The sequence below is a fragment of the Brevibacterium sp. SMBL_HHYL_HB1 genome (assembly GCF_018208375.1).
GTDB lineage: Bacteria > Actinomycetota > Actinomycetes > Actinomycetales > Brevibacteriaceae > Brevibacterium > Brevibacterium intestinavium.
Window position 1 is genome coordinate 2,048,432 of record NZ_CP062936.1, and the last position, 12,691, is coordinate 2,061,122.

Below are 12,691 nucleotides of genomic sequence, written 5' to 3' on the forward strand. Positions count from 1 at the left end.
CCCAGACGACCCTGGTCATCGTTTCGCCCGAGGACTAGGCTCGATGGCAGACAGTGGTCTCAGCCGTCGAGACTCAAGAGGAGGTCGTCGTGCAGAACCCGAACAGCGCTCCGACAAGTGTGGAACCGGACTCCGCCGTCGCTGGACGGTTGGGACGACCAGGTGATGTCACGATCTGCCGCACCTGCGGTGTGGAGACGACGACACCGCCTCCGGCGCTGTGCCCGATCTGCGACGACGAGCGGCAGTGGGTGCCGACGACCGGCCAGCAGTGGACGACGAGGCAGGAGCTCGAGGACGAGGGCCACCGCCTCGTCATCGAGAACAGGGAACCGGGGATCTTCGCCCTCAGGGTCACTCCGCGGCTCGGGATCGGCCAGACCTGCTATCTGGTGTGCACGGAGGCGGGGAATCTGCTGTTCGACGTCCCCGCCTACATCGACGCCGAGGCCATCGCCCGGGTCCGCGAACTCGGCGGCATCACCGCCATCGCGGCCAGTCATCCGCATATGTTCGGAACTCAGCTGGAGTGGAGTGCGGCGTTCGACGGTGCCGCGGTCTTCGTCTGCCGCGCCGATGCCGACTGGGTGCAGAGGACGAGTCCCGGCATCACGACCTACTTCCATGAAGCGGCCCCGCTGCCCGATGTCCAGCTGCGCCGCAACGGCGGACACTTCGCGGGCAGTGCTGTGGCCGTGTGGCCGGGTGAGGACGGAGCCGGAGTCATGCTCAGCGGTGATTCCATCGGACCGGTGGCTCGGGACGGCTGGGTGACCTTCATGCGCAGCTTCCCGAACTATCTGCCGCTCTCGGCCGCTGTGGTCAGACGCATCGCCGCCTCAGTGGACGATCTCGAGTTCGATCGGATGTACGGCAACTTCGGTCAGCACATCCCACACGGTGCCCATCGCGCCGTGCAGACCTCGGCCGAACGCTACGCCGAATGGGTCTCCGGCGAATACGATCACCTCACCTGAGGCGCCGACTGTCCGCACGGATGGCCGGCTCAGCGGGATCGGAACTGTGCGGTGATCGGGCAGTCGAAGGGATCGGCCTCGCCGAGCCCCACCCGGTTGAGGTAGCGGATGATGATCCGGTAGGACTCGAGGAGCGTCGTCTCCGTGTACGCGATGTCCTTCTGTCGGCAGTACTCGCGCACCATCGGCTGGACCTTGTGCAGGTTGACGCTCGGCATGCTCGGGAACAGGTGGTGCTCGATCTGGTAGTTGAGCCCGCCCATGAGGAACCCCATCGGGCGTCCGCCCGAGATATTGCGCGACATCAGCGTCTGACGTCGCAGGAAGTCGATCTTGACGTCTTTGGGCACGATCGGCTGTCCCTTGTGGTTGGGGGCGAAGGAACCGCCCATATGGACCCCGAACACGGCGACCTGGACGATGAGGAAGACACAGCCGATCAGCGGTCCCGCGGCCCAGATCGCAAGCACGGGGAACCCGAGGAGCCGGATCGCGATGAGCACGCCTTCGACCCATCGCCGTTTGATCGACGACTGGCCGCGGATGATCGCCGCCACCGAGTTCACATGCAGCTGCAGTCCGGCCAGCGTCAGCAGAGGCAGGAAGAACCATCCCTGTCTGGCGGCGAACCATTTGGCGAAACCGGTCCGCTCACGGGCGTCCTCGGCGACGAAGACGAGTGCGCCGGGCGCGATGTCACCGTCGACGCCGGCCTTGTTCGGGTTGGCGTGGTGCAGCGCGTTGTGCTTCTTCAGCCACCATCCGTAGCTGAGGCCGATGAACAGGTTGCCGATGACCGTCGACACCCACTCCCCCGCCTTTCGACTGGAGAAGATCTGTCGGTGGGCCGCATCGTGGGCGACATAGGCCGTCTGGGTGAACAGCGCACCGAAGACGACTGCGGTGGCCAACTGCCACCAGCTCTGTCCGATGAGGAAGAGCATCGTCAACGCCGCCGCATAACCGAGGCCGAGGAGGCAGAACCGCAGCAGATTCCATCCCGGACGCCTGGCGAGGAGACCGGCTTCCTTGACCTGTGCCATGAGGGCGCTGAAGTCGCTTGTGAACTCCTGCTGCTTGGTGCCCCGGCTGGCACGCCTGCGTTCGAGCACCTCGGTGCGGGTGGCGGGATCCGGGGCGGGAGTCGGCAAGGGGGTGCTGCGCACTTCGGTCGGGTTCATACCCTCAACGCTAGGGTGCCGACGCCCATTGCGCGTCACCCTGTGGAGCGGTTCTCGACCCCCTACCCTGGTAGGGGTCGCGGCGACGCAGCAGAAGCCGGAGCGGGTCACGTGGCCGCAGAATCACTCAGCCCTGGGTGCCGGGCACGATCAGTCCCGATTCGTAGGCGGCGATGACGGCTTGAGCCCGATCCCTGGCGTCGAGTTTGTACAGGATGCGGGAGACGTGCGTCTTCACCGTCTGCACGGCGATGACCAGCCGGGCCGCGATCTCCGAATTGGATTCGCCGCGAGCGACGAGCACGAGGATCTCCCGTTCGCGGTCCGTCAGGTCCGGCAGCGTGGAAGGCGTCGAGGCCTCAGACGCAGCGGGAGTCGCGGCGAAGTGCTCGATGACCCGTTTGGTCACGCTCGGGGCCAGCAGTCCGTCCCCCGAGGCCACGACGCGCACCGCCTCGGCGAGCTCTTTGGGAGGAGCGTCCTTGAGGAGGAATCCGCTGGCCCCGGCTCGGATCGCATCGAAGACGTAGTCATCGATGTCGAAGGTGGTGAGCATGATGATCCGCGGCCCCGCCGCCGAGGCGGATCGCGCGTTCGCGACGATCGTCCGTGTCGCCTCGATGCCGTCCATCGTCGGCATGCGCACATCCATGAGGACGATATCGGGCTCGCAGTCGGCCACCATTCTCACGCATTCCTCGCCGTCCTGGGCCTGTCCGATGATTTCGAGATCGGGATGGGCGTCGAGCAGGGCGGCGAAGCCGGCCCGGACCATGGCCTGGTCATCGGCGATGACGATGCGAATCATGCCCGCTCCTGTCTGTCCCCGGTCAGGGGCTTTGTCAGGCTCAGCGGCAGCACGGCTTCGACTTCGAATCCGCCCGCAGCCGTCCGGCGGCTGCGGATCTCGCCGCCGACGGATCCGGCGCGTTCGCGCATGCCCACCAGCCCCTGTCCGCGGTGCGATTCGTTCAGGGCGGACTCGGTGGGCCCTTCCCCGGCGGTATTGGTCACCGAGATCCGGACCGTGCCGCCGCCGCTGCGGATCCTGATCGCGATGTCCGAGTTCCGGGCGTGCCGGATCGCGTTGCTCAGTGCCTCTTGGACGATGCGGTATCCGGCCAACCCGATGCTCTCGCGCAGACCGGCGTCGATCGCCTCTCCGCTGCGCTCGAAGGTGACTCTCACTCCCGCCTGTCGGGTCTTGTCGACGAGCGTCTCGACATCGGACAGCTTCGGCTGCGGGGCCAGTTCGTGCGTCGAGTCGTCGTTGCGCAGCACGCTGAGCAGACCGCGCATCTCCGTCAGCGCGGCACGCGCGGAGGTCGAGATGTCTTCGAATTCCTTCGCCACCTCGACGTCGAGCCCGGCATGGCGGACCGGTGCGCTGGAGGCTTGGATATTGATGATCGACATGCTGTGGGCGACGATATCGTGCAGTTCGCGTGCGATTCGGGCCTTCTCCTCGATGGTCACGCGCTTCGAATGCTCTTCGGCAGTGTTCTCCTTCTCCTGCAGAAGCTGGGAGCGGATGAGCTGCCACTGCTGGACGATGACTGCGGCGACATAGACGCCGCCGGCGATGCAGGCGTAGATCATGATGTTGATGATCGCCGCGTCCGAGGGTGCGCGGTCGAGGGCGAAGTGGCCGATCACAGCAGCGATCGAGGACCCGCCGATGCTGCCGAGCAGGGCCGAGAGCGCGATGCCCCAGTGGGCGCGGAGACCGAGAACGGCGATGACCAAGACCTCGGTGATCATCGCCGGGACCATCCACGGCCAAGGCTCGACGGAGACCTCTGCCACGATCAGCGGCAGCACGGCGCAGACGAAGGACGAGAGGATCGCGCCGAAGAGCGGGCGCAGCATGGACAGCGGCATCGTTCCGGCGTGGATGACGGTGAGGCCGAAGGCCAAAGCCACAGGAGCATCGTAGACTCCCGCGGCGATCGAGGATTGGACAGCCAGCATGCCGATCGCCGCGATGACCACGACGATCCATGCCAGAGCAGTGGGATTGAGTCTGCGATCGGCGGGCAGGAATCTGCCGAACACCTGATTGACCACCACAGGAACCGGCTCCCTTCCGTGCGCTCGGCCGACTGATGTGATCATCGAACCTCGCCGCTGCTTGCATCGACAGTAGCAAACAGCCGACCGGCGCGGACTCGGGCAATGCCCAGACGGCGGCCTCCGCCGCGGGAGCGGGACTCAGTCCCTCGTTTCCGCCAAGTGCCCTGCCTCGGACCCGTACACGCCGATGCTCGGATCTCGGGAAGCGACGAGACGCGGGTGAGACATGCGCTAATTTGGTCCGGTGCTCGGTCAGCACCGCCGACCGTGCGAGAGTAGTCCCTGAACGGAGGAGAAGGAATGAGTGCCGAGCTGATCTGCGTGATCGTCCTCGGTCTGATGTTCGTCATCGGAACGTGGAGAGACCTCAATATGGGGCTTCTCGGCTTCATCGCCGCGGCCGGTGTCGGAGGGCTCGTGCTCGACCAGGCGCCCGAGGAGTTCCTGGCGGGATTCCCCGTCGATCTCTTCCTCACCCTCGTCGGCCTCACCTACCTGTTCGGCTTCGCGCAGAACAACGGCGTCATCGATGTCATCGTGCGCTGGTGTGTGCGCATCGTCGGCGGACGCACTGGCCTGATGCCGTGGATATTCTTCGCACTGACCGCGATCCTCATCGCCCTCGGCGCGCTCTTCGCCGTGGCCATCATCGCGCCGTTGGCGCTGTCCTTCGCCCGCAGGCACCGGATCAACCAGTTCATGACCGGCCTGCTCGTCGTCCACGGGGCACTGGCCGGAGCGTTCTCGCCGATCAGTGTCTACGGCATCTTCATCAATGACTACCTGGCGAAGAACGGGCTCACCCCGACTCCGGTGTCGCTGTTCTTCGCGCCACTGGTCTTCAATCTCGTGTTCGCGATCGCCGTCTACCTCGTCCTGCACCGCCGCCCCGGTCTGCGCGCCGAGGCCGATGACGAGCTCTCACCGGATGCTGCCGTGCCCGCACCCGAGGGTGGAGCCGCCTCGGCGGTTCGATCGGGTGCCTCCGTCACCGCGGAAGCGACGGTGAGGCTGGAACGGTCCCAGATCCCGACCCTGATCGGACTGATCGCGATGGCCCTGTCAGTGATCGTCTTCGGTTGGGACGTCGGCGTCGTGACCATCACGATCTCGGCAGTGCTGGCCGCAATCGACCCGGAGGCGGGCAAGGCAGCGATGTCGAAGGTCTCATGGTCGGTCGTCGTCCTCATCACCGGTGTCCTGACCTACATCGCCGTGCTGCAGGAGGCCGGCACCGTCGAATGGGTCTCCGCCGGGATCTCGGCGATCGGCATTCCTCTGCTCGCCGCGCTGCTGCTGTTCTACATGTCCGGGCTGATCTCGGCGCTGGCCTCGTCACTGGCGATCATCGGCGTGGTCATCGCCCTGGCCGTTCCCTTCCTCGAATCCGGGGATGTCCATGTCGGCGGCTTCGTCGCGGCCCTGGCGATCGCCGCGACCATCGTCGACATCAGCCCGTTCTCGACCAACGGCGCGATGCTGCTGGCCAACGTCCATCCCGCGATCCGTGACCGCTACTACCGGCAGATGATCGGCTATGCCGGTCTGATGTGCCTCATCGGTCCCGGCCTGGCCTGGGTGGTGGCCGCCGTGCCGACCTGGCTCGCCGGCTGAGTCCTCGTCCCCCGGTCGGCTACATCCGGCCGGTGGTCGTGAAGCTCTCGTGCCAGGACAGAGCCTCGCCCAGCAGGTGCGGAGTGTGCCGGCCGTGCGGGTTCGCCGCGATCGCCCGCTCGAGGTAGTCGGTCAGCCGTTCGCGGTAGTCGGGGTGGGCGCACCGGTCGATGATCCTCCTCGCCCGCGCCACGGGTGGGAGTCCGCGCAGATCGGCCAGTCCCTGTTCGGTGACGAGGATCTGGGTGTCGTGCTCGGTGTGGTCGATGTGGCTGGCGAAGGGCACGATCGTGGAGATCGCACCGTTCTTGGCCACCGAGTTCGACACGAAGAAGTCCAGGTAGGCGTTGCGCGCGAAATCCCCGGAGCCGCCGATGCCGTTGATGATCGACGAACCCATCACATGGGTGGAGTTGACGTTGCCGTAGATATCGGCCTCGACCATTCCGTTGATCGCGATGACGCCGAGGCGGCGGATGGCTTCGGGATGGTTCGACATCTCCTGCGTCCGCAGCAGGATCCGACCCTTGTAGGACTCGATCCGGTCGTTGAAATCCACCGCCCGCTCGGCAGACAGCGAGAACGCCGTCGCCGACACCGAGGCGAGCTTTCCGCTGTCGATGAGGTCGAGCATTCCGTCCTGGATGACTTCCGTATAGGCGCTCAGTCCCTCGAACTCGCTGTCAGCGAGATTGCCCATCACCGCGTTGGCGACATTGCCGACACCTGACTGCAGCGGCAGCAGCTCCGGTGGCAGTCGATCGGCTGCGATCTCATGACGAAGGAAATCAACGAGGTGGCTCGCAATCGCCTTCGAATCCTCGTCGGCGGGTTTGAACGGCAGGTTCCGGTCCGGCGCGTTCGTCTCCACCACGGCGACGACCTTCGCCGGGTCGACACGCAGATAGGGGTCACCGATGCGCTGCATCGGCTCGAGCAGTTGGATCGGCAGCCGCTCGGGCGGGCGCCGGGTTCCGTAGTAGACGTCGTGGAAGCCTTCGTACCCACGCGGGTGCCAATCGTTGACTTCGAGGATGACCTTATCGGCCAGGTCGAGCCACGTCTTCGAGTTCCCGACGGAGCTGCCGGGCACCAGCAGACCGTTGGGCAGGATCGCCGCGACTTCGACGACGGCGACGTCGAGGTTGCCGTAGAAGCCGAACCACGCCTGCTGTGCGGAATGGCTGAGATGGGTGTCGACGTACGCGGTGCCGCCGGAGTTGATCGACGCGCGCATGTCGGGATCGGATTGGAACGGCAGCCGCTTGCTCACCGCCTGCGCCTCGGCCAGCACTCCGTCGAGTTCCGGAGCCGTCGACGCGCCGGTCCACAGCTCGATGCTGAAGTCGTCTCCCCGCGCATGAGCGGCACGTGCCCGCTTCGCCACCGCTCCCGGCACCGCTTTCGGGTATCCCGAACCGGTGAAACCGCTCATGGCCACCCGATGCCCATGGTCGATGTGACGGGCCGCCTCATCGGCGGAAACGGTCTTCTCTCTCAGCTCCGGGCACGTGATTCTCGACATGGTCCGAAGTCTATCGGGCGCTGTGTCTCCACCACCGAGGCGGCCCCGCCCCGAGGCACCGACTGACCCGAACTCACCGGGGTGCCGTACCGATCGACCATGGGAACCGGCCGCCTGCCGACCTCGGTCGGTGCCTCGGATTCCGCCCGCGACTGCCGCACCACGGTCTCGGCGAGGCTGGGCACGGGAATGGAGACGATCGTGGCCAGCAGCAGCGCCAGGGTGAAGATCATCGCGGCCGTGGCCAGGGGCATGCTCAGGGCCAGGAGTCCGACGACGACCGCCGGTGCGCCCGCGCCGGCATAGAAGGCCAGATACAGTGCCGCTGAGATCCCGGCGCGGTTCTTCGCCGGAGTCAGCAGGTCGATCTCACGGTTGGCTCCCCAGTAGCTCAGACCGTGTCCGGTCCCGGTGGCCACGGCGGCGATCACCAGCAGCGCGGTCACCGCGTGCGGACCGATGCTCGGCAGATTCGAGCTCAGCAGCAGCGCCGCTCCGAGCCCCATGAGCGTCAGACCCAGTGTCTGCGCGGCCCGGGGACGCAGCTTCGGTGCCGCCAGCTGGCTCGCGGCCGAGACCACGAGGACCGATCCCACGATGACGCCCGCGGACAGGGTTCCCGACTTCGGCAGGACCGACTGCGCCATCGATGGCAGCAGCGCCAGGAAGAGGCCGAGCGCCGTCCAGCCGACGAACCCGGTCAGAGCCGCGATGTTGAAGCTCGTGCGCATGGGGCCGGGCACGGACGGCCACGTCGGCCGCCACCGCTGCCGGGTGAAGGGCCGATGCAGCGGCATCAGAGCGATCAGCACCATTACGATCGCCATCGCTGCGACCATGATGATGAAGGGAAGGATCAGAGGCACGGCGCTGAACTCTGCGAGGACGCCGGCCAGAATCGGCCCCAGGCCCGAGCCCAGAACGAACGAGATCGTGGCGAAGGTCGAACCCAGCCAGACTCTGCGCGCCGGCGAGGCCTCGACCATCAGGGCGATTCCGGCACCCGTGCCCAGGCCGAGTCCGATGCCCACCAGCGCCCGGCCGGCGAAGAGTCCCGCGGTTCCCAGCGTGTTGAGGCCGAAGCCTGCGGTGCCGAGGACGACCAAACCGATCGCTGCCAACAGGACCGGTTTGCGGCCGAAGGCGTCGGCAGCCGATCCGAACAGCAGCAGTGAGGGCAGGCAGCTGAGCACATAGGTGGCATAGAGCCCGGTCATGGTCGTCTCGGACATCCCGTAGGTCTCCTGCAGCAGCGGGTACAGCGGGCTGGCCATGTTCGCGGCGGCCGAGAGCACCAGCAGGACCAGCCCGCCGAACCACAGCTGCCTCCTCGAGCCTCTGATTCGTGCGTACTCGGGCATTCGGACCTCCTTCGTCTCATCGCTTCGCCTGGGTTCCCGCGGACGCAGACCGCATGAGAAGCCTCGGCGACCGTTCCCTTGGCCTCAGCCATGCTCTCGAATCGTGAGCATGGCTGACTGTCGTTCGGCTGCGTGACCGCTGCTCCAGGATGGACTCGAAGGAGTATTGTTGTCTATCGCAAGAACAGACACACGACCATTCGATAGGAACGCATGATCGACAGTCGGCTCACCATGTTGAGCATGATCCAACGCCACGGCACCGTCACAGCGGCCGCCCACGCGCTCAGGTATTCGCCGTCGACCGTGTCGCACCAGGTCAGGCAGCTGTCGGCAGAGCTCGGTGTGACCCTGCTCGAGCAGCATGGACGCAATGTCAGACTCACCCCGGCAGCCGCCTCGCTGCTGGGCCATGTCGAGGCGATGTCCGCGGAGTGGGAATCGGCCCTGGCCGATCTCGGGCGCTTCTCCGAAACGGTCTCGGGCACACTGGGCCTGTGTGGGTTCTCCACGGCGGCGGGCCTGCTCCTGCCGCCGACCATGCGCGCGCTCAATGCGAAGTTCCCTCATCTGCACACGCAGACGATCGAGGCCGAGCCCAGTGAATGCTTCGATTTCCTGCTCTCCGGCGATGCCGACATCGGCATCATCGTGGCCGCTCCCGACATCCCCGCCGGTGGGGACGATCGGTTCAGCCAGCACTTCCTCATCGATGATCCGCTCGACCTCATGGTTCCCCTCGACCATCCCCTGGCCGATCGCGACTCCGTCTCGATCGGCGACACCGTCGACGAGACCTGGATCCTGGGCCGCCCCGGCACCACGTATCATCAGCTGCTCATGGCCAGCTGCGCGGCGGCCGGGTTCAAACCTCGCATCGGGCACTTCGCCAATGACTGGAACACGGGCACCGCGCTCGTGTCCGCGGGCTTCGGAGTCTGCGTCGCCTCCCGTCTGTCCCGGTCCCAGGATCTCCATCCGGTCCGCCGCATCCCGCTCAGCGGCGACAACTCACCGTCGCGTCACGTCGCCGCCGTTACGCGAGCCGGCGCGGACACCCGTGAGACCGTTCGCTTCACGCTCGAGACCCTGGCCGAAGAGGCGCAGCGGCTGATGGGCCGATTCGAACACGACCTGACCGGCTGAACGCGGTGGTCACTGCGGATCCCGCGCGATGCGGAACCCGATGTTCGAGGCCGAGGAGTCCGGTGTGTTCGACGATCTCGCGGCCACTCGGTACCGGTTGCAGTAGGAGTCGTGGCAGAGGAACGAACCGCCTCGCATGATCCGCGTCCGTCCCGTGTCGGGCCCGCGCGGATCGACCTGTGGCGAGCGCCGATAGTAGTCGCGGTCGAAGTAATCGGAGCACCATTCCCAGACGTTGCCGACTGTGTTGAACAGTCCCCAGCCGTTGGGGGTGAAGTGCCGGGCCGGGGCGGTGCCGATGAACCCGTCATCGAGGGTGTTCGCGTGCGGGAAGTCCCCCTGCCAGATGTTGCAGTTCCACTCCCCGTCGACGAGCAGTCGATTGCCCCACGGGTAGCGTCGTCCCTTGAGTCCGCCGCGGGCGGCGCACTCCCATTCGGCTTCGCTGGGCAGTCGGGCCCCCGCCCACGAGCAGTACGCCTGGGCGTCGTCCCAGCTGATGTGGACGACGGGGTGGCCCTGGCGGGAGGAGACGTCGGAACCCGGTCCTTCGGGTGCCCGCCAGTTCGCCCCGGACACTTCGGCCCACCAGGGCGCACCCGGTGCCCGTCCGAGCACGTGGGCCCGCGCCTGCGGGTTCGACTCCAGAAGCATGGCGAACACAGCCGAGGTGCCCAGACGCTCGGCGGTGGTGACGAATCCCGTGGCGTCGACGAAGGCGGCGAAGTCGTCGTTCGTCACGCTCGTCGTCGCGATCTCGAAGTCGGACAGGCTCACGCGGTGGCGAGGTCCTTCGCCATCGCCCGGATGCCCGTCCCCGAAGGGATCGCCCATATCGAAGGTGCCGCCGACGGTGACGAAGTCGAAGCTGAAGTCCTCGGCCTGCGGCGTTCGCTGTCCGCCACGGGCAAGCGTGTGAGCCGCCGTGCCCGCGGCTTCGGCCGTTCCCGTCCCGGCGGGCGCACAGCAGGCGTGCCCACGATCGCCGAGGTGGCCCTGAGATCCGTCGACCGATCCGTTCACGTGTGCACCCCTTGCCTCGATTCCCACTGTCGCACCACCTTACGACCATCACCGGATGGCCCACTACTCTGAGGGCATGAGTTCAGATTTCGTCAAACAGCGACAAGCCGCGCCCGAGGGATTCTTCGCAGCCGAAGCCGCAGGTCTGCAGTGGCTGGCAGACCCCGATGCCGTCCCCGTCGTCGAGGTCGTCGACCACGGCGAGGACTTCCTGCGGCTGCGACGGCTGGATGAGACGGGGCCCGATGCCGCTGCCGCCGTCGACTTCGGCCGCCGGCTGGCGCGTCTGCACGATGCCGGGGCCTCCGGTTTCGGCTGGTCCCCGGCCGCTCCGGCGTTCTTCGGTCCCCTCGATGCCCCGTTCGAGGTCTCGACCGAGTCGGAGACGTCCTTCTCCGAGTTCTGGACCGCTGGGCGCTTGTCACCGCTGCTGTCTGCCGTCGAGGGTGACCTCTCGACCGAGGAGACAGCCACCATCGCCTCGGCGGTGGAGGCGATCGCGGACGGTGCGTTCGACGGAATCAGCGGTGAAGGTGTGGAGACTCCGGCTCGCGTGCATGGTGATCTGTGGGCGGGTAACCTCATGTGGACCTCCGATGGGTGCACGCTCATCGATCCGGCCGCGCACGGCGGGCACCGCCTGGAGGATCTCGCTCTGCTCGCCCTCTTCGGCACCCCGTTCCTCGACGAGATCTTCTCCGGCTACGAGCAGACTCATCCGATGCCCGAGGACTGGCGGCACGATCTGCCGGTCCACAGCTTCTTCGCTCTGCTCGCCCATGTCCGGATCTTCGGCCGCGGCTTCTTGGGCCAGACCCTGAACGCGGCCGGTGCGATCACTGCTCGAGCCGATGCCTTGCGCCGGTGACCGCCGGCGGCTCGGTCCTCGCCGCGAGGACCGAGCCGTTGTCGCCCACCGGCCTGAACGGTGAGTGTCTCTACTTCAGCGAGATCTCCACCGGGTCGGAGAACAGCCCGCCTGCGAAGGTGAGCTGGTTCGGGTCGACGTCATCGGGCACATCGAAGACGAGCACGCCCTCAGCCGTGTTCCCGGGATTGATCTCCTCGAGGAAGAGGATGTTGTCCTCGACAGCGTAGATGCCGGCTTCGGAGTCCGCCGAATAGGTGTTGCCCTCATCGTCGGCGAGCTTGATGTCGTCCTCGAAGAAGAAGTTCGGGTCCGAACCGGTGTTCTTCACCGACATGGCCACCTGCACGAACTGTCCTTGGGCCTCTGCACCGAGGAAGTCGTCGCCGACCGACGAGACACCGTCCTCGACCGACTCGACGGTGATCTCCCAGTCGTCGGCGGCCACGGTGTCGCCGATGCCATGGCTCGTTTCGGCCGAGTCCTCGGCGCTCTCGTCCTCCGCCGAACCCTCCGACTGCTGGCCATCGGCTGAGTTCGTCTCCGCCGAATCGGTGCCGGCCTCGTCTGCCCCACCGCCGATCGCGCTGAAGACGGCGATCACGACGATGACGACGATCAGCCAGAACCACCAGCGTTTGAGCAGCGGCTTCTTCTGCTTCGGCGGCTTCTGCCCATAACCACCGGATCGGTTCTGCGGCGGGTGGGGACCGCCGGGGTATCCGGGCGAGGGGGTCTGCTGCTGGGACGTCCACTGCTGTGGGCTTTGGGGATGCTGCTGGGTCTGGGGATAGGGCTGCTGCGAGGACTGGGGTTGGGGCGGGAACGGAAGTTCTGGGGGTTCTGCGGGCGGGACATGGCGCTCCTTCGAGACGATTTCTGACTGACCCACTCAGCCTCGTCGAGTTCGCCTTCCGGCGCGT

At 66.5% G+C, this 12,691-nt stretch carries 11 protein-coding genes; 4 read left to right on the top strand and 7 right to left on the bottom strand.

The window, feature by feature from the left end:
- Nucleotides 1–89 precede the first annotated feature (89 nt).
- A complete protein-coding gene (locus IG171_RS09540; RefSeq protein ID WP_249204248.1) occupies nt 90–977 on the top strand; it encodes a hydrolase in 888 nt (295 codons plus the stop codon).
- Between the two features lie 29 nt (nt 978–1,006).
- Here IG171_RS09540 and IG171_RS09545 read toward each other — a convergent pair whose 3' ends face one another.
- The 3 genes from IG171_RS09545 to IG171_RS09555 form a co-directional block, all read right to left on the bottom strand.
- Entirely contained in the window at nt 1,007–2,158 is a 1,152-nt protein-coding gene (locus tag IG171_RS09545) for an acyl-CoA desaturase (protein WP_249204250.1), read from the bottom strand.
- 127 nt (nt 2,159–2,285) lie between these two features.
- Nucleotides 2,286–2,966: a response regulator transcription factor gene (locus IG171_RS09550; RefSeq protein WP_212131406.1), complete on the bottom strand. Its 681-nt coding sequence runs from the start codon at nt 2,964–2,966 to the stop codon at nt 2,286–2,288.
- The gene (locus IG171_RS09555) at nt 2,963–4,228 is read right to left on the bottom strand and encodes a histidine kinase (protein ID WP_212131407.1); all 1,266 of its coding nucleotides are present in this window, start codon (nt 4,226–4,228) and stop codon (nt 2,963–2,965) included. The genes IG171_RS09550 and IG171_RS09555 overlap by 4 nt, the downstream gene beginning before the upstream one ends.
- Before the next feature lie 303 nt (nt 4,229–4,531).
- Between IG171_RS09555 and IG171_RS09560 the strand changes: the two genes are divergently transcribed.
- Nucleotides 4,532–5,845 (top strand): SLC13 family permease, encoded by a 1,314-nt coding sequence (locus IG171_RS09560; protein WP_212131408.1) that lies wholly within the window; start codon nt 4,532–4,534, stop codon nt 5,843–5,845.
- 19 nt (nt 5,846–5,864) lie between these two features.
- Here IG171_RS09560 and IG171_RS09565 read toward each other — a convergent pair whose 3' ends face one another.
- Entirely contained in the window at nt 5,865–7,370 is a 1,506-nt protein-coding gene (locus IG171_RS09565) for an acetyl-CoA hydrolase/transferase family protein (RefSeq protein ID WP_212131409.1), read from the bottom strand.
- A complete protein-coding gene (locus IG171_RS09570) occupies nt 7,343–8,731 on the bottom strand; it encodes an MFS transporter (RefSeq protein ID WP_212131410.1) in 1,389 nt (462 codons plus the stop codon). Before IG171_RS09570 ends, IG171_RS09565 begins: the two co-directional genes overlap by 28 nt.
- Before the next feature lie 243 nt (nt 8,732–8,974).
- Between IG171_RS09570 and IG171_RS09575 the strand changes: the two genes are divergently transcribed.
- A complete protein-coding gene (locus IG171_RS09575) occupies nt 8,975–9,877 on the top strand; it encodes a LysR family transcriptional regulator (protein WP_249204251.1) in 903 nt (300 codons plus the stop codon).
- Between the two features lie 9 nt (nt 9,878–9,886).
- On the opposite strand, the gene IG171_RS09580 is transcribed toward IG171_RS09575, so the two are convergent.
- Nucleotides 9,887–10,900: a formylglycine-generating enzyme family protein gene (locus IG171_RS09580; RefSeq protein WP_249204252.1), complete on the bottom strand. Its 1,014-nt coding sequence runs from the start codon at nt 10,898–10,900 to the stop codon at nt 9,887–9,889.
- Between the two features lie 55 nt (nt 10,901–10,955).
- Here IG171_RS09580 and IG171_RS09585 point away from each other — a divergent pair, with 55 nt between their 5' ends.
- The gene (locus tag IG171_RS09585; protein ID WP_212131412.1) at nt 10,956–11,768 is read left to right on the top strand and encodes a fructosamine kinase family protein; all 813 of its coding nucleotides are present in this window, start codon (nt 10,956–10,958) and stop codon (nt 11,766–11,768) included.
- Between the two features lie 70 nt (nt 11,769–11,838).
- Here the strand turns inward: IG171_RS09585 and IG171_RS09590 are convergent, their stop codons facing one another.
- Entirely contained in the window at nt 11,839–12,660 is an 822-nt protein-coding gene (locus IG171_RS09590) for a DUF4352 domain-containing protein (RefSeq protein ID WP_249204254.1), read from the bottom strand.
- Nucleotides 12,661–12,691 lie beyond the last annotated feature (31 nt).